We start from the raw sequence: 23,226 nt of genomic DNA, 5'->3' as shown, positions 1-23,226 counted from the left end.
GTTTTTGTTGACCACTACAACCAGTGTATTACGCAATCTACATCCGACTGCTGCGCCGGTGGACGTTGGTAACACGTTCGTCGATGAAGGAGGAGGAGAAGGAATATACCCTGACTCCAATTTCGGCACTGGCAAAAAGTGAGATGTATCTATTGGGTGAGCTCATGATTGGTACAGAACCTGATCTAGTGTTTGAGCTCGTCCCCGATCGAACAAAAGAGGTGTCAGTAAATGAAGAGAACTTCGCCAGCTTTACGATTGGGGCCATCAACATCTACAGTAACGATAGGCAAGTGACTAACACATTTGAGATAAATACGGCATTTCTCCTGATGCGGTACGGTGACTGGGACTGCTCCGAACCCACCGGCATCATGGATAATGGGGAACTCGAAAGTGTCAGGTTCACTTTCTCCCCGAAGGAGTATGACAATTTTAACATGCAAGGTTTTGATTTTATTGCCACGCTCAGCTCATTGGTTACAGAAATATTTAATGAGCAGACAGTCTATGACAGCGAGATAAAGTCGATAGATATGCGAATAAATTCACGACTATTCCCGATAAACATACCTGACGAATACAAAGGAGAGGCGTTGCCGTTGTGGCGAATAAGCCCACAACCGAACTATGAGTTTGTAGAATCTAAAAATATGGGAAAATAGGAGTTGCGATAAATCAACCATTTTATCGAATCGTAATGAATTGCATTTCTTATGCCCTGGTTACTAATAGTCATGCTTAGAAATTATATAATTGTGTTGACATTAACAGTAACATCACCAGGAATGGATTGTTTAACTTAACAAGTTAGAGATGATAAGTTTTAATAAACATAAAGGGAGAAATAATGGGAATCGAAGACAAGATTGAAAACATTGAATCAGAAATGACACGCAGCTATTTTTCTGAAGTATACAGCAGTTATTTAAACGGAAATTATCGCGCGGCGGTTGTATCGCTCTGGTCCGTCATGGTATGCGATGCTGTTTATAAAACACAGAAATTACATGAATTGACCGAGGATCGCTGGGCTGAGAGCAAATTAAATGAAATAAAAAAACTCCAGGATGACAACAGTAAATCCTCTGACTGGGAACTGGAAATTTTCGAAGGATTTTATAAAAACAAAAAATTTATCGGAATAGGTGAGATATCTAACATTAGAGATATTCAAAAAAAAAGACACCTCTGTGCCCATCCGATACTGTCTGAGGGATATACTCTTTACACACCCAATAAACACTCAGTAAAAAGCATGATTATCAATGCATTAGATGACTTTTTAACCCGTAAAAACTATTATGGCAGAGACGTATTCCCTATAATACTGGACACACTTAAGAGTAATAGTGAGTATTATAGCGTAACAAAGAACATAAAACCTCTAATAGACAATTATTGTGGCAGAATTACTCATCATGCTCTCTATCATATTTTTAAAGATTTCTGGAAGTTTAGCTTCAAACTTGAAGCAGAAGAAGCCATAAAAAACCGACGCCTGAATCATCATGCCTGCATCCATTTATATAGGAACATAAAAAAACATAAAGAACTTTTAGATAAGGTACAAGGAGATTTAGATTTTTTTGAAAATATTTCTCATAATACAACTACCGTGACACATCTGTTTTCATTTTTATGTAGAAACCGAGAATTCTACAAGAACTTTTCTAATGATTTCAAATTAAGGCTTAAATCATATACGGAAAAAGATGATGCAGACGATATTTTTGACACATTCACAATTGCAACAATGTTTCTCTTCAATAATGAAGATGAGTATTTTACGTTCCTTAAGTCAAAAGTAATTGAAGTTAAAAGATTCCGACTTGGCTTATCTGAGATAAATTTTATTCAAGAAGTTTTTCATGATGAAGACTGCGAGAACAATATATGCGAACTGACTATTTCATTAGCTGAAATATCTTACGATTTTGATGATGCAGACCAACGTTTTGACGTTCTGCTACATGATGATTTATTCAAAAAATTCTCCCTTAAACAAATGAATCGTATTTATCAAATTTTTGAAAATAATAGTCAGGTGCGCAATAGGCGACGTAGTGCTGAAGACAAGAGAAAAATAAGTAAACGTATAGCTGATCTGGCAGGTTAGTTAAACAACTAACAAACGGAAGATTTATTATAAGCCCCCCTTTCTTCAAGATATATAACTTAGCTGATCTCAATATGTCCAGCTACGCTTAAAATTGGAGGTATCTATGTGTGGACGATTTGCGCAGTACAGCAGCCGTGATGAATATTTTGACTCACTCGGACTGAAGCCGGACGAAATCACGTTCGATCCGGAGCCCATTGGCCGCTTCAACGTGGCGCCAGGCACAAAGGTGCTGCTCCTCAGCGAGCGTGAGGATGGGCTGCACCTCGATCCCGTGTTCTGGGGTTACGGCCCGGAGTGGTGGGATAAGCAGCCGCTCATTAACGCACGCGGCGAAACGGCAGCGAGCGGTCGCATGTTTAAGCCGCTGTGGAACCACGGGCGCGCCATCGTGCCGGCCGACGGCTGGTTCGAATGGCAGAAAGAGGGCGGTAAAAAGCAGCCGTTCTTCATCTACCACAGAAAAAAGCAGCCCCTGTTTTTTGCCGCCATCGGCAAGCAGCCTTACGGACAGGACCACGGTAAGGAAGGGTTTGTCATTGTGACCTCATCGAGCAACCAGGGCATGGTCGACATCCACGATCGCAGGCCGCTAGTGATCGCTGCTGACGCTGTCCGTGAATGGCTGAGTGCTGACACCACACCACAACGGGCAGAAGAAATCGCCCGGGATGCGGCAGTTCCGGAGAAGGACTTCACCTGGCACCCGGTGAGCGCGAAGGTGGGCAACATCCATAATCAGGGTAGCGAGCTTATTGAACCCGTTCAGTAAGAAATACTTCATCCTCATAAACAAGTAGCTGGCCTTGTTACGGCTCACTTCCCCAATTAGACTGGCCTTACCTTTTCAGAAACTTCACGAAATCCATACACATTAATGAAAATGCAATTGCAGTCCGTACAGGCTCTGCGCGGACTGGCCGCGCTCTCGGTGATGGCCTATCACTATCGTGAGGAAATTGATGCACAGTTCTCCGGTCTGGGAAGTTCCATGTTTAACTGGGGGCTCACCGGGGTAGACCTTTTTTTTGTGCTGAGTGGCTTTGTTATAACTCTCTCAGTTTCACGCATGAATTCCGGAGTTGCGTCAGCGGCTGACTTTCTTAAGCGTCGTGCAGCTCGCCTGTTACCTGCCTATTTCATTCTGCTTGCCGTTAACTTCCTGCTTGGCGGAGCAATGGCCACCTTCCACTACCCGGATAAGGTCCTGAATCTGATCAGCGCGCTGACTCTGACCGTTGCTTATACGCAGCACGGACCTTTCTATGTTGATGACGGCGGATTGTATGGGGTCCGATGGACGCTCAATTATGAGTTTCTGTTTTATCTGCTGATGGCCGTATCCCTGCTCACCCGATGGCGCTGGGCTGCATTAGCTGTTCTGCTGACGACACTCCTCATCGTCGTTCCCGTCGCCAGTGGACAGAATCTGACGCTGAATACAGCCGGTTATGACTTCCCGCATGGCTACCTGAACCTGATGAGCAATCCAATCATCTGGGAATTTGCTGCGGGAGTAGTGACGGGGCTCCTGTGGCCGCACATGCGCAAATTGCCAGTTGCAGCACGTATTCCGATGCTTGTTGCAGGCATCCTGCTGGCCGTAATTCAGATCGTACTAAATCGCCATGTGGGCCATGGTTTAACTGAATCCGGTACGGTGCTGGCATTGTTATTAGCAGCAGTTGCCTTTAACGATGACTGGCTGGCTCGTATCACACCAGGATGGCTGGTATTCATCGGCGACATATCCTTTTCGCTCTACCTGCTGCATATGGTGACCATGCGGGTAGTGAAAAAAAACCTGCCCGTAGAGGGTGTCATGCTTTTTATAACAGCGATGATTGCGTCGGTGTTCCTGGCCTGGCTGTCACGCCGTTATGTTGAGCCTTTGGGGCAAAAGTTGTTCGAGCGCCGAAGCGGAGCTCGGCCCACGTCAGATACAGTAGCAAGATCAGGGCGTGCAGAAACACGCGAGATCTAAAGTAAAGGGGCGGGGAGCACCCAAAGGACTGATATCGAGGTTAAATTGATCTGGGATAGCTGTTCATCTGACCACAGATGAAGGCATATTTGCGGGATTTGAGCAATTTCAGTTAACAATGCTTTGTAGTAAACCTTGTGACTTTATGCCTTAGCCAGCCAGGCATAAAGTCGGCTAACAGAAAGATTAAGGTCCTTCGCGATGTCTTTCACAAGCTCACCTGAATCAGTGCGTGACTTCATGCGTCTGATGGCATCTTTTTTAACCATCGAGTCAGCCGGGTTAATTACAGGAGAGTTGAGCCAGATTTTATGGCGTCGGGCATTCTCTCCCGCGCTGGATTTATGCAACGGCGTTGACACCATTGTTCGGGGTTTATAAGCCTGCCGCATCATTTCAATTTGCGCATCCGGGCACAGCTCACCACGGTTTATACGCGCCATTATATTAGCCCGACAGGTCGCTCTGTGAGAAATGCTAGCCAGAGCTTGCTGGCGTGGAATATTCCAACGATCACGGTATTCAAATGCGGACATCTGATGGGCTTTTCTAAGGTGCGGAGCCAAAAAATCAAAACATTTCCCGCACTCAAGACACTGAATTTTTACTAACGATTTTTTCATTTCCCACTCTCAATGCTTGCCCATCACAGCGAAAATTTATCTGCGATTCTTTCAGTTACTCCAGATACAGAGAGAAATCCCAGCTTGTCGACCGGGGATTTAACTCAAATAATCAGGTTTATCACATATGGCTGGTATGTCTTCACATTCCCAAGTAAAACGCAATTGTCAAAGATAATCTTCAGGAATGTTTTTTAACTGCTGATGTAGCATCCAATTATCTGGTATCGATTTTGTTATGTTCCATTTGGCTCCGTTAGTTAGCCACTTCTCGCGATATCGTTTAATCCCGCTCAACGTTGCATCCTCATATCCAAACTCAACACCACAACAATCGCATATATCAAAAGTTGCACTTTTACCGTCATCCCCCCAAGGGGGATCTAATTGCTCAAGTCCGCACACTCGACAGAAATAAATCTCATTTTTATTGCGCATTGAAATAATCCAAATTTGTATCAAAACCATGATCCGCAGGATTTGGTCTGAACATAGTTCGAGGAAAATCATCCATTCGTTTTACTGCAAATGTATTAGTCGATGGATTGTAATATACAGTTGTTTGGTTTAAAAACATACTTAGCGTACGTTTTCGTACGGTTGGGCTTCAGACCCCGGAATTTACGATCAACGCCCGGATACATCTGCTGAGCAATATATTCGCCCATCGCCCCGCCGCTTGTGCTATCTATTAGGCTCCTGCCGATCAGCTGGTTGCCGACAATCTACAGTTGTCCACCGATGATAGCGAATACGCCGTTGTCCAGTTGTGCATTATCGGCATCGGCCGCGGCGGTTATTTTACCGCTGCGGCTTTGTTGTCTGCAATAACACCGGGCGCGTTATTAGACGCCAATAAAATAAAATCCTGCCGCAACAGTCGGGACTTATGATGATGTTACTAATGAATATTAATCTACATGGCGATAACCAAAAATGTCCGGGCAGATATTTTTAATATTCCAGCCATGAATTAACGCCGGTTTTTTATGATGACCATTTATTTTTTCAATGGTTACATCATTAACTCCCTGTTTATCAATCAATTTCACCAATGTATTAGACAATAGAGCATATCTAACACCAGATTCAGGTATAAAACTGCGGTAAACAAACTGACCTGGTTCTTGATATCCAATTACATAATTCTCACCCGCTTTAATGGTATATTCAAATGCATGGGAATCTGAACCTTTAACAAAGAGGTTTCGGGTTAATAAACGTCGCTCTTTTTTCTCATAACAACCTTCATTAGTGAGCGAGAAAGTGTAAATTGAATAGTTATATCCATCATCCTTTACGTAAAGTACGGCGGAGTCAGCTCCATGATAATTTTCAAACTTAGGATACAATGAATTAAATCCTGTGCAAGATGCAAGCAGTGGGATGGTCGAAAAAATACACATTAATTTAATGGTTGACGGTAAATTCTTTTTTAGATAGTAAGTCTTCATTTAAAAACTCCTTTTTATATAAAATACTGATAAAAATGTTATATAGAGCCCCGCAAAGCCGGCCAGCAGCACATTACGGTGTACATCCATCTTATCCGTGGCGATTCACCACAGGGTAAAAAACGTGACCATATCAACCCAATGAATACCCAATAGTCAATTACTAACCATTAGGATTTTTTATTCCAACAGCCTTTTTTTATTCTTTTTTCCTGTAATTTTGATTTTATCCAAAGACCCACACCTAAGAATAAACCAGTAACGCAACCTTTAGTTAAAGCAATGTACAAAGCATCCCTCCATTTAAAAAACCATCCGCCATCGATAAAATAAAAATACAATGACACTCCTAGCTGACCTATAAAGAGAATTAACGATATTAAAATTGCACAGTAGCCAATCAGAAATAAAAGCCATGAAACACCTACTTTTCTAAATAATTTCATTCTGTTTTACCTCTTCTATCCAATTCACTCTTTACAGCACTTCCAGTGACTTCTAAAGCAGCAGATCCTGCAACTGAACCAATAACATCTTTTGTCACTTGATCAGTAACGGGCGATAATGCATCTACAACTTTGCCACCAATGCTCCCTGCCACACTACCCAAGCCAGCACCAACAATTACAGAATTGGTAAGCTCTTCACCTTTAATTCCACTGCTAATTGCAGCCCCACCCATATTGATGGCTGCTGATGATCCAATGCCTTTACTCGTTGTCAGCGCGGAAGTAATTCCAGCCATAACTGCATCAACATAACTAAATGGGTCTTTACCGCTGAGCTGGACGCCAGTATTAACTCCCACGCCTATTGCAGCGTTAAGAGCCATACCCTCCTTAATCGTATTACCCAGTACACTGCTGCCAAATAACACTGGAGCATCACCAATACTCGCATTGGATTTATGGTAGCCCCATGTATTCATTATCGACTGGGCCTTACGCATTGCTTCAGAATCAGGATTGCGTTTGATGTAATCCTGGCCGGACAGCATCCCTTTAACCAGTTCCTGCGCAACTGCCGGACCATATTCCTTTTCCATTTCAGACGCATAAATTCTTAGATAACCAGTTAGTTCTGCACGCTCTGTGCTGCTCATCTGGGAAGGATCTTTATTAAACTTAGAGACCAACGCATCACTACGTTTATCCGCATTTTCCAGCTTAAGTAGTTCATTGGCAGCGGCAAGGGATTTATCGCCCTCTTTGATTTTTTTAACGGCGTTATCAAGTCTTACGGAGGATGTTGCTCCCAGGAAGTTGTTCTCCACCGCATTCTTCCCGGCCTGCGCACCCGCAACGGCGTCTGCCGTGCTGTCTCCTGCCAGTCCGCCCGCAAGCCCTGCCGCCAGCGTGCCCAGCACGCTGACCGTTTGCTTCTGCGATTCCGTCAGGTCTTCCGGCCGCACGTCCGGATACAGCTGGTCCGCGATAAGACGCGCGGCAAGCTCGCCGCCCGCCGCACCCGCCGCGCCGGCTAACGCCCCGTTGCCCTGCAGCTGTGCGACCACCGCGCCCACCACCGCGTGTGCCATCGCGTTGGCCGCAACGTTAACGCTGCCGTCGGCGTTAGTGGTCATGTTCTTCACCACCTCCGCCAGATACGGCGCCGCGCCGCCCGCTATCGCCGCCTTCAGGTCGCCGCCCGCCAGGCCCTGTATCGCCGCCGTCGCCGCCTGCAGGCCCTGCTGCAGATCGCTGCCCGTGCCGTACTTCGCCATCTCCGCTTTGTATACGTCGGTCTCCCGCAGCTCCGCCGCGGTCTTGTCAGGATGCTTCTTCTTCGCCTCGGCCAGCCCGTTCAGGTCGCCCTGCGTTCTGGCGATGTCGATGACCTGGCTGCCAATCTCACCTATCTTCTGCGCTTCCTTCAGACGCTGCTGCTCCTTCTCCTTGTCAAAGATGGGCGTCAGCGTCTGGTTGGCGTTTTCAACGTCGCGGCTGAGCTCGGCCACGTCCTGCGTCTGGTTCGCCGTATCACGAATGATGATGCTGCCGTCCGACACCGCCGACTTCGTCACCGAGCTGGCGCTGCCCTCGCCGTTCACGCCCGTCAGCAGTCCGTTAGCCATGTTGCCGGCAAACTGCCCGCCGATGTTGCCGCCCGAGCTGATGCCCACGCTCTGGTGCTCAACCTCGTACTCCGCGCGGTTGTGGATGTCGCTGAAGCCCAGCGTGCCGGTGTCGAGCCGGTTTTTGTCCGCAGAGGCGGTTGAGCCGATGACCGCGCCGCTGAGCTGGGTGTGCTCGCCTACCGTGATATCAAAGCCGCCCTTGCCGGCGAACACCCCGGTCTGCTCGATGACCGAGCTGTAGGTGCTGTGTATTTTGTCCTTGCTCATGTTAAGCGAGGCGCTGGCGGAGCCGACCCCGACGCTGCCGCCCGCGCTGACGCTCTGCTGCTTCGAGTCATAGTCGTCGCTGTCCTGCTCGCTGGTCAGCGTCAGGTTGCGCCCGACGTCCATCGTCACCTTATCGCCGCTGACCTGCGCGCCGGTGAGCGTGGTGTCGCGCCCGCTGACGATGGTCAGGTTGTTACCGGCGTTCACCGTGGTCTCGGTGTGCGAGACGGCCTTGCCGTTCTCCGACCCTTTACCTTTATTCACGCTGGCGTTGAGCGTCAGCCCGTTCGTGCCCTGGCCGAAGTTCAGGCCCACGCCCACCGAGCTGCCGTGGCTCTCGTTCTCACCCTCGAGCGTGGAGGTGTTCACGCCCGACCACAGGTTCACGTCGCGCGCGGCGGTCAGCCCGATGTCTTTGCCCGCCGACAGCTGGCTGCCCTGCACGTTGATGTCGCCTTCGGTAGCGTGAATGTTGAGGTTGCCGCCGGCCGTCAGCGTGCTGCCCTGGCTCTGTCCGGTCGTCTGCTTCTGCTCAGACTTCGACGACTGGCTGCCGTAGGACAGGTTTATCCCGAACAGGCTCTCCGGCGCGCTGCCCTCTGCGGTGCCGAGCTCGTAGCCCTGATACGCCTGCACGCCGCCGAGCGCCGCCTTCATGCCGTCCAGCGCCGCCAGGCGGCCGCTGCTCGCCGTCGTCGCGTCGTTGCCGCTGGACACCGCCGTGTTCAGCGCGCTGCCCACCGCGCCCGACAGCGCCAGCGTCAGCCCGCTCTGCTTCTGCTCCACGGTCCGCGTCTGCTCGCTCTGGTTATCCGCCGCGAGGATGCTGACCTCTTTCGCCGTCAGGTTGATGTCTTTGCCCGCCAGCACGTCCGAGCCCTTCACCGTCAGGCTGTTGCCCGCGTTCAGCGTCACGCTGCCCTGCGTGCTGCCCACGGTGCTGCCGGTGCTGATGACGCTGTTCTCCGTTTCGGTCAGCTTAAGGCTGCTGGTGCCGTAGCTGACCCCGATGCCGCCGGTGCCGGACAGGCCGGAGGTTTTGGTCTGTTCCGCCGAGCTGGACTGCCGGGTGCTGTCCGCCGTGCCCAGCGTGATGTTGTTGCCCGCGGTCAGGAACACGTCATCCGTGGCCACGATGTTGCTGCCCGCCACGCTGATGTCCCGGCCGCTGAGCATCACCACTTCCTGCCCGCTCACCAGGCTGCCGCTGGCGGTGCTGCTGTGCTCTTCCTTCTGCCAGACGCGCTCGCTGCTGCTCATCGCCCCTTTGCTGCTGCTGCTGCCCTGCTCTGAACGCTGATGTTCGTCATGGCTGGCGGCGAGCGTGATATCACCCGCGGCCTTCAGCCCGGCGGTGCCTTTATCGCTCTGTATCGTGCTGCCCTGCACGGTGAGATCCCCCTCGCGGGCAATCACCGTCACGTCGTCCCGGGCGCTGAGCAGGCTGCCGACGCCGAGGTTGCTCGCGCTGTCGATTTGCCGCTGGCTCTGGCTGTTCCCCACTTTGTTCCGTTCGCTGTCGCTCTCGCTCAGCTGCTGGCGAGCCTCTTTGATGATCACCTGCTCTGCGCTCAGGCCGATACCGCCAGCCGCGCTCTCAACGCGCGCGCCTTCGGCCAGGAAGTCCCCGCCCGCGATGATCGTCACGCCGCCGTCGCCGCCCAGGGCGCTGGTGTGCAGCGTCTCTTCCCGGCGGCTGTTGCTGACCGCTGAGGTGCGGCTGCCGGCGTTCAGGTGCGTGTCGTTGGTGGTGGTCTCGCTCAGCAGCGAGACGTTGCCACCGGCCACCACCTGCGTTTTACCGCCCGCGGAGGCCTGGCTGCCCTGCACGGTAATGTCCTGGCCCGCCTTCAGGCTGAGGTTGCCGCCCGCGGTCAGGCTGCTGCCGAGCGCCTGCTGCCACTCGCCCTGCACCTGCGCCTGGCGTGAGCCAGCGGTTTCGCTGCCGGCGCTGGTGCGGTTGCCCATCGCGCCCGCTATCACGTTCAGATCCGCCGTCACCGCGCTGCGCGCCGTACCGATAGCCAGGCTGTTGCTGGCGCTCAGGCTCAGGTTGTCACCGGCGCTGAGTTTCGCCCCCTGCAGGCTGATATCACCGCCGCTCAGGCTGATGTCACGCGCGCTCATGCTGGCCTGACGCAGCGCATCCTGCAGGTTGGTGCTCAGGCTGATGCTGTCGGCCTGCACGTTAATCGTATCAGCGCGGATGTCCCCGCCCTGATGCAGGAACTGGCCGGCATCAATGCTCAGCGCCTTGTCGGCAAACAGGTTGCCCGCGTTGCTGACGCTGTCCGTGGAGAGCTGCAGGTTGCCGCCGGCGATCACCGCGCCGTCGCCGGTGAGGCTCAGCGTGCTGCCCGCCAGGTAGACTTTCGGCACCCAGACGGTCTGCGGCCCGTCGGCCGTGTCAACGGTTTCGCTGACCAGCCAGACGATGTCCTGCTGCAGTGCGGCAATCTGTGACGGCGTGAGCGCCACGCCCGGCACCAGCTGGAAGTCGGCCGCTACTTTGATGCCGTTATTCATCAGCGACTGATACTGCGCCATCGCGTCCTCACCCTGCAGTGACTGACGGCCGGTTAACGACAGCAGCTGCTCGCGCACCAGGCGCTGCTCGTAATAGCCATCGCCCAGGCGCTTGTGCACCTGAGCCGGGTCGTAGCCCACCCGCTGCAGCAGGTAGTCGCTGCTCAGGAAGTTGTTTTTACTGGCAAAGCGCGGATCGGTGACCACCAGGTACGGGCTGGAGGGCGCGGTTTGCTGACGGAACAGCGCGTTATCCGGGATGCTGGTCGCGACGCTCCCGAGATGCTGCCTGTCGGTTAATGCCAGCTCACCCGGCGTCAGCGGCTGGCTGCCCGGCGCCAGACCGGTATCACCGGCCTGCCACGCGCCGCCGTCAATGTTCACCGCCAGCGGGTTACGCTCCCATTCGGCGCGTTCGGCCGCCGCCGCATTCTGTGCCGCTTCCACGCTGCTGATTTGTGCCTGATTGACCGTGGTGTTCTCAAGGCGCGCCCCGCCGATCGTTACGTTGCCATTGCCGCTGATCACGCCGTCAATGGTGGTCAGCGCGGTGGTCTGATCGAGGTTGTAGGTCGGATACCAGTGCGAGGTCGCCTGGTCATAGTGGTCGACGATGTACTCCTGCCGCCGCTCGTTCACCGAGTAGCCCCGGTTAATGATGCTGGCGGTGCCGTCAATCGTCAGGTTGCCATTGGCGCTGATGGTGCTGGCGTCGTTGAGAAGCTGGTCCGCAATATTCAGCACCATATTGCCGCCCGACAGCAGGTACGCGCCGGTGCCGGCAGACTCAAGCCGGTCACGCGTTACCGTACCGGTAACCGTGCGCTCGCGCAGGTTGTTGTAGTCCACGACGTAGGGCGCACTGGCGATATCAAGGAAGCGATCGGGGCTCCAGATTTCATTTTTTTCGCTGTCGGTGGCGTTCCACCACACCGTGTTGTGATAAGGCGTGGGAACGCTTCTCTGCCGCGGGCCGCGCGTCTCATAGAAGGTGATGTCATAGCTGCCGTCGCTGTTCGGAATGAGGGCCAGATAGTTGACCCACACGCTGACCAGGTTCCCGGTGTTGTCTTTCACCCGCACTTCCGCCCGCTTGCCGGCGGCGTCAATGTTCAGCAGCGTGCCGTAGGGGTTAGTGGCGGCAGCGGCATCATCGCGGAAGCTCAGCTGCTGGGTGGTCGGCGCCATGGTGCTGACGTCGGTATTGGTATCCTGCCCGTAGGAGCGCCAGTAGTAGTTGTAGCGGTGCCAGCTGTAGTCGCTGCTTTCCGCATCGCGCGTTATCTCCAGCCCCTCGCGCAGGTTGTCAAAGCGCCGCGCCGTCAGGGTGACATCCCCTTCGGCTTCAATGTTGCTGGCGCGGTTTTCAATCAGGTCGCCGCTGGAGAGCTGCAGGTTGCCGGCGCTGTAAATCAGCGCGCCGTCGCGGTTAGTTAAGCGTTCGCCTGTTATCAGGCTGATATTTTGCGTGGCGGCGATCAGCGCTTCGCGGCCCTGGTTATCCGTCACCCGGCTGCGGACCGTCAGGTTATCCGCCATCAGCGTCGCCCGGTTATCCAGGCTGTCGCTGTCGATGGTCAGCGTGTCGCCTTCAATGCGCCCCTGATTAAGCAGCGTGCCGGTGGTCAGCTGCACCGTATTGCCGATCAGGCTCGCCAGGTTGGTCAGGTGCGTGCTGTAAAGGTGAAGATCGCCCGGCAGCAGCCAGTCCGCCAGGTTCGTCAGCACCCCGTTCACCCGCAGGGTGACGCCGGTATTGCTGCTGAGCGTGTCGCCGGCGCGGTGGGTGTAATCCTGATCGACCGTCAGCTGCAGCGCCTGCTGGCTGAGCAGCGTGCCGCCCGCATTATCAAACCACCGGGCCGCGGCCGTCAGCGCGCCCCCGCTCTGGACGGTGCCGCGCTGGTTAAGCAGCGCCAGCAGCGGATCGCCGCTGGCGTTAATGCTGAGGTTGCTGTTCGCGAGAACCGCGCCCTCCCGGTTGTTCAGCGTGTCCAGCAGCGATAGCGTCAGGGTGCCGGCGCTCTGCAGGCGCCCGGCGGTGTTATCCAGCGTCCGGGCGCGCAGATCGGTGTGCGTGGTGCCAATCAGCAAGCCGCCGTCGCGGTTGCTCAGCGACCCGGCGCGCAGGGTTAACGCCGCCTGGCTGCTGATAATCCCCCGCTGGCTGTTATCAATATTCTCCCCGTCGAGGGTCATGTCCTGGCTGGAGACCATCTGGCCGCCCTGATTATCCACGCTGTCGCTGCGCAGCGTCAGCGCGCCGCCACTGTGGACCTTGCCCAGCCGGTTGCTGAGTGAGCTGAAGTGGTAGTCGCCCGCGCCCTGGCTTATCACCGTGCCGCCGGTGTTATCCAGCTGGTCCGCGCTCATCCGCAGGTTGCCGAGGCTGCTGAACACGCCCTGCGCGTTCAGTATCCGGCCGGCGACGATGTGCTGATCCTGATTGGCGCGCACCGTGCCCCGCGCGTTATCCAGTACGCCGCTGAGCTGCACGCCGAGCTGCTGCTGGCTGTCAATCACGCCGCCTGCGTTGAGCAGCTGCGCGGCGCGTATCTGCATCGCTTCGCCGCTCTGCAGCTTGCCCTGCCGGTTATCCAGTTGATCGCTGAGAGTCAGCTGCAGCTGTTTCTGGCTGTAGAGCAGCCCGCTCTGCTGGTTGTCGATGCCGCGGGCCTGGATGCGCAGCTGCTCCCCGGCCAGCAGCTGACCGCCGGCGTTGTGGAGCACGCCCGCTGCCGCCGCGTCAGACAGCCCCTGAAGCCAGAGGCGCGCCTGCGCGCTGATTTTTCCGCCCTGATTGGCGACGTCCTGCGCCGCGCGAAGCACCAGGCTGGCGCCGGACTGCAGCGTGCCGCGCTGGTTATCCAGCGCGGTCACCGTCAGGTCCGCATCCTGCTGGCTGATAACCTCGCCTTCGCGGTTATCAAAGCCCTGGCTGGTCGCCGTCAGCGTTCCCAGGCTGCCGATCCATCCCTGATGGTTGAAGATGTTCTCTGCCTGCAGGCGCTGCGTCAGCTGGCTGAAGATGTTGCCGTTGCGGTTATCCAGGGCGCGGGTGAACTGCATATCCAGCGAGTCCAGCGCCTGGATTTCACCCTGCGCATTGATGAGGCTGCCTGCCCGCACCGTGCTGCCGCCGCCGCTGGCAAGCTTGCCGCCCTGGTTATCCCATGCGCCGGCAAGGTTTAACGCCAGCGCCCGCTGGCTTTGCACGATCCCCTGCTGGCGGTTATTCAGCTGCCCGCCGGAGAGCGACATCGCGCCGCCGCTCAGCAGCGTGCCCGCATCGTTACTGAACAGGCTGAGCGCGCCGCCCTGCCAGCTCAGATCCTGCTGCGCCGTCAGAATCCCCGCGTTGTTATCAACGTTGCCGGCGGTGTTAAGCGTCAGGCCTCCGCCCGACTGCAGTTTACCCGCGCGGTTATCCAGGCTGCCTGCCGAGACACTCGCCTGCTGCACGCCCACCGCGCTGCCGCCGCGGTTATCCCAGTTGCCGCCGGTGCTGACTTCCAGCGCCTCGCCGGCTTCCAGCAGCCCCTGCTGATTATCGATGGATCCACGGGCGCTGAGCTGCAGCCGGCCCTGGCTGGTTATCTGACCCTGCGCGTTGTTCAGCCCCTGCGCCGTGAGCTGAAGGCTCTGAGCGCGGATTTCGCCGCCCTGATTGCTGAGCACGCCCTGGCTGTTCAGGGCCAGGCTTCCGCCGGCCAGCAGTTTGCCGCGATCGTTACTGACGCCCTGCTGCGTCAGCAGCGTCAGGTCCGACTGGCTCTGCAGCGTTCCCTGCAGGTTATCAAGCCGCCCGGCATCAAGCTGTAAACTGCCGTTGCTGCCCAGCACGCCGTACTGGTTGGACAGCAGACCGCTCACGCGCCAGTGCTGGGCGCCGTTGTCCAGGGCAACCATGCGTCCGCGCAGGTTGTTCAGTGCGGCAGCGCTCAGGCTGAGCTGGCTGGCTTCGATGCTGCCATCGGTATTATCCAGCGTGCCGGTCAGGGAAAAGCGGCTTTCGCCCGCGCCTGCCTGCGACCAGATCCCGCCCTGACTGAACAGGCTGTCGGCCGTTATCTGCCAGCGACCGGCGCGGATCTCGGCCTGCTGCGCGTAAACGTGACGCTGGCTGTCCACGGTGAGCAGGTCGCTGTCCACCTTCGCCTGCTGCAGGCGCACATCCCCGCCCTGCGCGGTCAGCTGCGCCTGCCCGGCCGCCAGCCGGCTCTGGCTGACGTCAACGTTGCGCCCCGTGACGCTGACTTTTTTCTGGCTTAACAGGCTGCCGCTGGCGCGCACGTCTCCCTGGCTCTCCAGGGTTAAATCCGCCGGGCGGACCAGCGTGCTGTTCGCGTCGCTGCCCGCTAAAAGATGCCCGCTGCTCTCAATTCCCTGTGCGGCGCGCAGGGTAACGTTACCCGCCGCCGCCAGGGTGCCGGATTGCTTAATCCCGCCCTGCCGGCTCTGCACGCTGAGCTGGCCACCGCTGAAAAGTTTGCCCTGATGTTCTACGTCGTCCCTGGCCGTTAAGGTGATATCCCCGCCGGCCTGCGTAACCGGTTCCGCGCTGGCCGGCTGCCAGCTGAGTTTCCCCTCGCTGCTTACCGTCAGGGTTTTCCCGGCCAGAAGGTGCCCGCCCTGATTGCGCACACCGACGCCGGCCTCGGTGCCGACCATGCGAATATGGCCGCTGTACATGCCGCCCAGCTGGCCCATGTCGATGCCCGTCGCCGGGGCGCTGCCGTCGCCTGCCAGCGCGGTGACGGTTTTGCCATCGGCGCTTATCTGGTTACGTCCCGCCACGACGTTGATTTCTTCACGCGCCCAGATCCCGGCGTTAACCTCCACGGCCCGCGCCAGCACATCGGCATATTCGGTGTCATGACGCGGATCGCCGTTCAGGCCACCGCCCTCAATGCGGACCGTTCCGCGTTCAACCTGATAGCCCGCCAGGCTGCCGTCGGCGTTCAGCTGGGGTTTACCGGTGGTGAGCGTCATGCGGCCGGCGTTGATGGTGCCGCAGCCGTCACACACGATGCCCGACGGGTTTGCCACTACCACCTGCGCGCGTCCGCCTGCCACTTCCAGAAAACCGCGCAGCTGGCTGGGGTTGTTGCTGTTGACCTCGTTGATGATGACCCTGGCGGGCGCCTTGTTCGGGTCAAGCCGGGCGTTCCCCTGGATGTAACCACCCAGCTGGGTCGACGTCATGACCGCAGAGTTGTTGAGGATCGCGCCCTGGCGGCCCACATCAAACTGCTGGTACTGGTTATGGGATATGCCGGCCTGATTCGGCGCGTTGATGTTGACCTGCTGCAGTCCGTTCTGCGTATTGATAACTTCCGGGCGCTGCGAGGGCGCAAGCTGACCGTCGGCCACGATGCCGCTGGCCAGCACCGGCCCGGCGAACAGCGACAGCCCGATAAGCACCACGGCAGCGCGCACCGTCACCCACACCCGGGCGCCGCCCTTACCCCGGATCTGACCCGGCTGCGTGCTGCAGCTGCTGGCCAGTTCGGATACCACCCTGAGCTCACCGTGGGTACGGCTGAAAATGATGCGATAGCAATGTTTGTTCATGCGTTACGTCCCTGATAAATACTGATCCATTCAGTGAAAGGCAGTGAACTGCGCTTTCAGACACTTATCGCTAAAACTGCAGGTTGACGCTGAAGCCGGCCGCCACGCCGGAGGTGTGAAAACCCGCTGGCTTGCTGATCGGCACGCCGGCAAACAGGTCGTAGCTGAAGCGCTGCCACAGCGCGCCCCGCACGCCAAGCGCGCCGCCGGCCAGCTGATGCCCCGCCAGATAACGGGTTCCCGGGCCATCAACCCGCCCATAATCCATGGCCAGGTAGAGTTCATGCCCGCCGGATAAAACGTTCCAGCCCAGCTCGTTGCGCCATATCAGGCCCTTTTCGCCGGATAAGCTCTGTTCGCCGTCAAATCCGCGCACGGTGTAACGCCCGCCAATCGCCAGGCGATCCTGCGGCGTCAGGGCCTTATTGCTCCACTGTCCGCGCAGGCTCGTGAAGTAGCGCAAGGGCTGTTCAGCCAGCGTAAAAGGCTGGTTCAGGCTGATATCGCCCGTCAGCATGCTGGGGCGCGACGTGCCGCCGCCGTAAGCCTCTTCGGGCGCAGGCAGCGCGCCAAAAGCACCGGTACCGCGGCGCCAGTTGATGTTGCCATCCACGGTCGCGTTACCCAGATAGCTGCGCTGGCTGAGGCCGAGCTCCCAGCCCGCCGTGCGGCGCTCCTGCTGGTCAATCGGAATATCGTTCACCGCATTGGTGGAGTGACGGCGATAGACGCGCAGGTTGAGGGTGGTTTTGTGCGCCTGGTTGCGGAACACCAGGCGTGACGCCGTGAACTGCGCATTCTCGCTTTTGCCGCTGTAGGTCAGCGTCTCGTGGGCGTTGGCAATATTCTGGTGGTAGGTGTAGTCGCTGTAGTTAGCAGAAAAGCCCCAGTAGCCAGCGGGAATGGAGTAGTTCAGGGTATTCGAGCGGCTGTCATAAGGCCCGTCACGAAAGAGGCTTCTGCCGACGTTGGCGTAGAAAAGATCGTTCTGGGCAAAGGGCGCATCAATGCTCAGGGTGGCCGATCCCTGATACCGGCCGGTGCTTTCTGAGCCACTGTCATCGAGCCCGAGGCTGAGATGCACCGGGCGGCTCTCTTTCCAGGCGATGACCAGGTCGCTGGTTGCTTCCTGTTCGCCGGGCACGATGCTGATGTCGGTCTCAACATTGGGTACCCGCTTAAAGTTCTCCAGCGCCTGCTCAATATCGCGCAGGTTCAGAATATCACCGGGTCGGGCCGGCACGGCGTTCCAGAGCCTTGCCCGGTAAGAGACCGGTCCGTCAAAGCGCACCTGCTCAATGCGGCCGGGCTGCAGAACCAGCGTAAAGGTTCCGCGCGTGAGGTCCTGCTCCTGCGCCATTACCCGCGTGGTAACGTATCCCTGTTCCAGGATGGCGTTCTGAACTTTATTGATCGCCAGCACTATCCCCTGCGAACCTAAACAGCGCCCTTCTGCGCTTTTCACGGCGTCGAGCGCCCACTGAAAACGGCTGGCTTCGTCCCCTACAAGCACAAAGGTGTCGATTCTGAAGCACGGGGATTCGTTGTCGGGATAATCGGGCAGCGTGGTTTCAGGCAGGGAGAGCCGGATATCGGTTTGCGGGGTATTCTGCTGCTGTAAGACGCGCTCCCGCTCCTGATGCCGGATCTGCTCCTGGGCATCAATGGCGCTCGCGCCGGAAGGCAAAGAAGGCGACAGAGCATTCGCTAATGGCGGTAAAGGCTGTTGCGTGGGTTCTGATGTCCCTGACACGGCGGCGGAGGCCGAAGATACCCCGCTTCCCAGAATAAAGAGCGCAGCATACCGCCACGCCTGCTTCCTGCATGCGTACATACTTTCATCCTTGATGTTGCTTAAAATTACCTAATATCTATGCCAATCATCGCTACCAATTGATTTTAAATGATTTTTATGAAGACGTTTTTCCAATTTTTGCACCATCTATATGCAAACCCAGAATGACAATTTTAGCTCAGGGTATCGTTTCATTACGTACATGACACATCTATGAGCCTGGTCTGGATTTTTTTGTTTTAACGGCGGTAACTTTCGTCTACTCCGTAAAATTCATAAAATCGTCTATATGCTTATTCTGGAAATGATTGGGCTGTATAGAGGTAATTAACGTAAGAAGAATCTATCAGGATCCTAAGTGTTCGTGTCGAGCACTGATGATGTAACTCAGATTGACATCGGTTGACTGAAGAGCGGGAGGTAAAACCCCGTTGAGACTAGATTTCAAACACAAAAAAAGCCGCTCGTAAGCGACTTAATTTTGCATCAATCGATGGTGCCGAAGGTCGGACTCGAACCGACATGTATCTCTACGGTTGATTTTGAATCAACTGCGTCTACCGATTTCGCCACTTCGGCACTGAAGAGGATGCGGAAAACGTTGGCGATTATACCGTTACGAGCAGAGTGCGCAACCGGAATCGTTGGGGATGTGCGCTAAGCGTTGAAAAAAACAGCATTTCGCGGATAACTGCTTGTTATACCGTCGATCCCGCCAACCGAAGTTCAAAAACCCAAACCCAGAACGGTCCCAATTTTCCGCAATCAGCCCGGTTAACTGGAACTTTCCGAATTCAAACCTCTCTTAACCAAAACTGACGCAGTCAGAACATAAAAGACAACGAGGTTGAGATGAAAGTACAACGCATGATTTGGGGATGGGGCATCGCGGCAGCCATGGTTGCGGGGAGCGCATCGGCGGCAAGCTGGCAGGATCAACTGAGCAGCGCGGCATCGCAGCTGTCACAGCAGAACAACAGCACCAGCAATACCAACACCGCACAGAACAGCGGATTGTCGCTCTCTTCCTTGAGCGGCCTGCTGAACGGCGGCGATAAAGCGGTGAGTTCCAACAGCATGACCAACGCCGCAGGCGTGATGTCCTATTGCGTGCAGCACAACGTGGTGGATAACAACGTGAAGTCGGTGAAGGATCAGGTGCTGAGCAAGCTCGGCCTGAACAGCACCACCGCGCAAGAGCAGAAAACCGATTACCAGCAGGGTTTGCAAGGCTTGCTTAACACCGGCAACGGTCAGCAGCTGAACCTGCAGAGCCTGAGCAACTCGCCGATGGGTGAGAAGCTAAAAACCAAAGCCTGCGATGTGGTTCTGAAGCAAGGCAAAAAATATATCGGCATGTAAGGACGCGCCGATATCAAGGCGCGAGCTGTCCCTCGCGCCTTTTCTTTAGCCCAGTAACGCTCGCGTCTCCGGCACCGTTCTCTGCAACAACTCCCGCGCCTGCTCCGCCGATCGAATGTTGGTATAGCCAATCACCAGGCCATAGCGTTTCTGCGTCTGCATATACCAGCCGGAAAGCGGCAATACGCGCAGCTGATGCCGCTGCCAAATCTCCGCCAGCGCCGTGTCCTGCGTGCCACGTGGCAGAAAGGCGACAATGTGCATGCCGCCATCGGTCAGTTCAAAATCAAACACATCCGGGAAACACGCCTGTAAGGCATCAAGCATCATGCGGCGTCGCTGCTGATAAAGAGTGCGCATCTTTTTAATGTGGCGATAGAAATGCCCTTCGCTAAGGAACTGCGCCAGAATCTTTTGCGGCAGCAGTGACATGCCGGTTTCAAGGATTTCCCCCAGCTCACTGAAGCGCGCGATGGTCTCTACTGGCATCACCAAATAGCCCACGCGCATGGCCGGCATCATGGTTTTGCTGAAGGTGCCGGTGTAAATCACCCGATCGTGCACATCAAGGCTTTTCAGCGCCGGAATCACTTTGCGCGTGTAGTGAAACTCGCCGTCGTAATCATCTTCAATGATCCAGCTATCGTTGTGCTGCGCCCACTCCAGCAGTTGATGTTTGCGCGGCAGTGATAAGGTTACCGCCAGCGGGCTGTGATGCGTGGGCGTGACGATGGCGAAACGCGCATCGGCGTGATAGCGCAGCAGATAATCCACATCCATGCCTTGCCGATCGACCGGCACGTAATGCAGATTGGGCGCGATCCGCTTCAGCAGTTTTTGCCCGAAGAAGTAGCCGGGATCTTCAAACATCACTTTGTCGCTTGGCTGCGCCAGCACCGCCAGAATCAGTCGCAGATTGGCGCGATAGCCGCTGGTGATGAAGATCTGTTCCGGCTGGCAGTTGAGCCCGCGCGAAATGTTCAGGTAGCTGGCGATGGCTTCCCGCAGCGGCTGATAGCCCATGACCGGCGGCAAAATCATCTCATCCGCGCGCAGGCTGCGCGCCGCTTTGCCGGAAATCAGCAGCCATTTTTTGTGCGGAAACTCATCTAGCGCCGGAATACCAAGCCGCAGCTCGCCTTTGCTCTCGCGCTGGGTTAACGCGCTCACTGGCGGCGCGGGCACTGGCGTTTTCCCGGTTGTGTCCGCCAGAATCAGTTCGGGATTAACCCGCGTGCCCTTCGCGCCCTGACTGACAAAATAGCCTTCGCCGATCAGGATTTCATAGGCGGCTTCCACCGTTTTTCGCGCCACCTGCAACTCACTCGCCAGCGTACGGATCGCCGGTACACGGTCGCCCGGCTTCAGTTGCCCGGCAAGAATCTGCTGGCGATATCGCGCATAAATCTCTTTATATCCCACGCCATGTCCTACCTGTTTTCACAGTTTTTGACCCTTTTCACTCAGACATAGAAGTTTAAGATGCACGCATCAACTACGCAATGCATCGCTATCTCGCTTAAGGAACAGATGAATGAAACTGCTGCACATCAAAGTCAGCCCCGATTTGGCGGGTTCGGCATCGCGCATCGCTTCGGCACATTTAGTGGAAAAACTGCGGGCGCAGCATGCCGATCTCGAAGAGACGGTGCTGGATCTGGCGCAACATCCGCTGCCGCATCTGGATGCCTTCACGATTGCCGCTTTCTTCACTCAGCCAGATCAGCGCGATGAAGCGCAGCGCGCCGCCATCCAAACCTCAGAGCATTTGGTCGATCAGCTGTTTGCCTGCGACACGCTGGTGATCTCCTCGCCGATGTGGAACCTCGGTTTGCCGTCGGTGCTGAAAGCCTGGTTTGACCATATCACCCGCGCCGGACGCACCTTCGCCTTCACGCAGGAAGGTTGCAAAGTCGGATTAGTGAACGGCAAAAAAGTGTATAGCGTCGTCGCCAGCGGCAGCGTGTTTGCCCACGGCCCGTTTGTGCAGGACGACCAGTTCACGCCTTACATCCGCGTGGCGCTCGAATACATCGGCATCAACGATGTGGAGTTTATCCGCGTTGACGGTACGCACGACCCCGTAAGCCGCGCCACCGCTTTACCTCATGCCCTGCAATCCATTGAACGTTTATTTTGAACAGAGAGGACAACACCATGACTTCACGCGTTAACCATTTCAAAAACATTCCCGCGCTGGTGAAAACCTTGGGCGACGCCACCGCTGCGCTGGGGAAATCGTCACTCGATACCACCATTAAACATCTGGTCGATCTGCGCGCCTCGCAGCTCAACCAATGCGCGTTCTGCGTCGATATGCATGTGAAAGAAGCCAAACTGCACGGCGAGCGCGAGCTGCGCCTGCATCACGTGGCGATCTGGCGCGAATCACCGCTGTTCACCGCCAAAGAGAAAGCGGCGCTGGCGCTGACCGAAGCGCTGACGCGTCTGGGCGATCACGGCATCGACGAAGCGCTGTACAGCGAGGTGCGCGCGCACTTTTCCGAAGTGGAGACCAGCGAGCTGACGTTCTGTATCGCGGTGATCAACACCTGGAATCGCCTGATGGTGCTGTCGCAGATGACGCCGGGCGCACTGGACAGCGCTTATGGGTTGGATCGTGCTGATTTACGTTAATTTTTACCGCCAGTAGCCCATGCTGCTGGCGCCACCATGTTCATCTGCGCTGCCTGAGGCTATAGTGAGATTTTGCACCACACAGGACAGCGCACATGAAAGGCATCAACATTGCGATTTACTTCGATCCCGACCAGATTCACATCTGCGTTCACCAGCAGGATGACAGCTATCTCAGCCAAACCTTTATTTACGACGACAGCGTAATTGAAGAGATTTATCAGTGGCTGGAGCAGTTCACGCCTAATCGCACCCACATTTGCCTGATTGAGCACGATACCGCCGATATCCTCGCCGATGAGCTGGTGGATAACGGTTATCACGTCCATCAGGTGACGCAGCACGATCTCTTGACCTGGTTCGCCAACGAACCGCCTGCCGAACCCGATGGTTCACCGGTGCGTGCACTGCTGCGTTATCTGGAGAACGAGCAGCCATCCGAATACCAGTCACGCACGCCGCAGATTGAAGCTTTGATGGATCTGCTGGATGAGCTGGACGATCTCGAAGGTGTGGATGACGTCGAAGATGAAGACAATCTGCCGGATGACGTGCTGCGCCTGATGAAGCAGAAGAAGATCAGCGCGCAGGACGCCGCCCAGCGCCTGCTGCCGGATGTGAATGAGCGCATTCGCGAGCATTTAATCAACTATCCTGAACTGATGACGCCTGAGCTGCTGCAGGATTTCTTCCCCGAGCTGATCGAGGCGCTGGATACGCCGAAGCATTGATGTTCGGGTAGGTGCGGTGCCCACCAAGGTCGCCATAAATGGCGCCCCTACGGTCTGAGGGATCCCCAGAAATA

At 55.7% G+C, this 23,226-nt stretch carries 15 protein-coding genes and 1 tRNA gene; 8 read left to right on the top strand and 8 right to left on the bottom strand.

What is annotated here, in order from left to right; all coding sequences use genetic code 11:
• The first annotated feature begins 83 nt into the window (after positions 1 to 83).
• The 4 genes from HX773_RS24735 (at position 84) to HX773_RS24720 (ending at position 4,106) form a co-directional block, all read left to right on the top strand.
• Entirely contained in the window at positions 84 to 665 is a 582-nt protein-coding gene (locus HX773_RS24735) for a hypothetical protein (RefSeq protein WP_176973712.1), read from the top strand.
• Positions 666 to 850: 185 nt separating this feature from the next.
• Positions 851 to 2,119 (top strand): hypothetical protein, encoded by a 1,269-nt coding sequence (locus HX773_RS24730; protein WP_176973711.1) that lies wholly within the window; start codon positions 851 to 853, stop codon positions 2,117 to 2,119.
• A 106-nt stretch (positions 2,120 to 2,225) separates the two neighbouring features.
• Entirely contained in the window at positions 2,226 to 2,894 is a 669-nt protein-coding gene (locus tag HX773_RS24725) for an SOS response-associated peptidase family protein (protein ID WP_176973710.1), read from the top strand.
• A gap of 105 nt (positions 2,895 to 2,999) precedes the next feature.
• Positions 3,000 to 4,106 carry an acyltransferase gene (locus HX773_RS24720; protein ID WP_176973709.1) on the top strand — a complete coding sequence of 369 codons (1,107 nt, stop codon included), beginning with the start codon at positions 3,000 to 3,002 and terminating at the stop codon, positions 4,104 to 4,106.
• Between the two features lie 143 nt (positions 4,107 to 4,249).
• Here HX773_RS24720 and HX773_RS24715 read toward each other — a convergent pair whose 3' ends face one another.
• From HX773_RS24715 to HX773_RS24685, 7 genes are all read right to left on the bottom strand, one after another.
• Positions 4,250 to 4,729, bottom strand: a complete 480-nt coding sequence (locus HX773_RS24715; RefSeq protein ID WP_176973708.1) for a MucR family transcriptional regulator — start codon at positions 4,727 to 4,729, stop codon at positions 4,250 to 4,252.
• Positions 4,730 to 4,897: 168 nt separating this feature from the next.
• Positions 4,898 to 5,167, bottom strand: coding sequence for a hypothetical protein (locus tag HX773_RS24710; protein ID WP_176973707.1), 270 nt, complete (start codon positions 5,165 to 5,167; stop codon positions 4,898 to 4,900).
• A gap of 473 nt (positions 5,168 to 5,640) precedes the next feature.
• On the bottom strand, positions 5,641 to 6,183 hold the full coding sequence (locus tag HX773_RS24705) for a hypothetical protein (protein ID WP_176973706.1): 543 nt from the start codon (positions 6,181 to 6,183) through the stop codon (positions 5,641 to 5,643).
• 170 nt (positions 6,184 to 6,353) lie between these two features.
• Positions 6,354 to 6,629, bottom strand: coding sequence for a hypothetical protein (locus HX773_RS24700; protein WP_176973705.1), 276 nt, complete (start codon positions 6,627 to 6,629; stop codon positions 6,354 to 6,356).
• Positions 6,626 to 16,627, bottom strand: a complete 10,002-nt coding sequence (locus tag HX773_RS24695) for a hemagglutinin repeat-containing protein (RefSeq protein WP_176973704.1) — start codon at positions 16,625 to 16,627, stop codon at positions 6,626 to 6,628. Before HX773_RS24695 ends, HX773_RS24700 begins: the two co-directional genes overlap by 4 nt.
• 70 nt (positions 16,628 to 16,697) lie before the next feature.
• The gene (locus tag HX773_RS24690; protein ID WP_255433321.1) at positions 16,698 to 18,326 is read right to left on the bottom strand and encodes a ShlB/FhaC/HecB family hemolysin secretion/activation protein; all 1,629 of its coding nucleotides are present in this window, start codon (positions 18,324 to 18,326) and stop codon (positions 16,698 to 16,700) included.
• Positions 18,327 to 18,916: 590 nt separating this feature from the next.
• Positions 18,917 to 19,001, bottom strand: a tRNA-Leu gene (locus HX773_RS24685).
• Between the two features lie 273 nt (positions 19,002 to 19,274).
• Here HX773_RS24685 and HX773_RS24680 point away from each other — a divergent pair.
• Positions 19,275 to 19,784, top strand: a complete 510-nt coding sequence (locus HX773_RS24680; protein ID WP_176973702.1) for a DUF2501 domain-containing protein — start codon at positions 19,275 to 19,277, stop codon at positions 19,782 to 19,784.
• A 45-nt stretch (positions 19,785 to 19,829) separates the two neighbouring features.
• On the opposite strand, the gene HX773_RS24675 is transcribed toward HX773_RS24680, so the two are convergent.
• On the bottom strand, positions 19,830 to 21,206 hold the full coding sequence (locus HX773_RS24675; protein ID WP_176973701.1) for a PLP-dependent aminotransferase family protein: 1,377 nt from the start codon (positions 21,204 to 21,206) through the stop codon (positions 19,830 to 19,832).
• A 112-nt stretch (positions 21,207 to 21,318) separates the two neighbouring features.
• On the opposite strand from HX773_RS24675, the gene HX773_RS24670 reads away from it, so the two are divergent.
• From HX773_RS24670 to HX773_RS24660, 3 genes are all read left to right on the top strand, one after another.
• Positions 21,319 to 21,924: an FMN-dependent NADH-azoreductase gene (locus tag HX773_RS24670; RefSeq protein WP_176973700.1), complete on the top strand. Its 606-nt coding sequence runs from the start codon at positions 21,319 to 21,321 to the stop codon at positions 21,922 to 21,924.
• A 17-nt stretch (positions 21,925 to 21,941) separates the two neighbouring features.
• Entirely contained in the window at positions 21,942 to 22,421 is a 480-nt protein-coding gene (locus tag HX773_RS24665) for a carboxymuconolactone decarboxylase family protein (RefSeq protein ID WP_176973699.1), read from the top strand.
• A gap of 95 nt (positions 22,422 to 22,516) precedes the next feature.
• Positions 22,517 to 23,152: a hypothetical protein gene (locus HX773_RS24660; RefSeq protein WP_176973698.1), complete on the top strand. Its 636-nt coding sequence runs from the start codon at positions 22,517 to 22,519 to the stop codon at positions 23,150 to 23,152.
• The last annotated feature ends 74 nt before the right edge of the window (positions 23,153 to 23,226 follow it).

This window comes from Pantoea sp. B9002, assembly GCF_013385945.1.
Taxonomy (GTDB): Bacteria; Pseudomonadota; Gammaproteobacteria; order Enterobacterales; family Enterobacteriaceae; genus Pantoea.
Note: the sequence above shows the minus strand (reverse complement) of the source record. Positions and strands in the feature narration are given on the sequence as shown.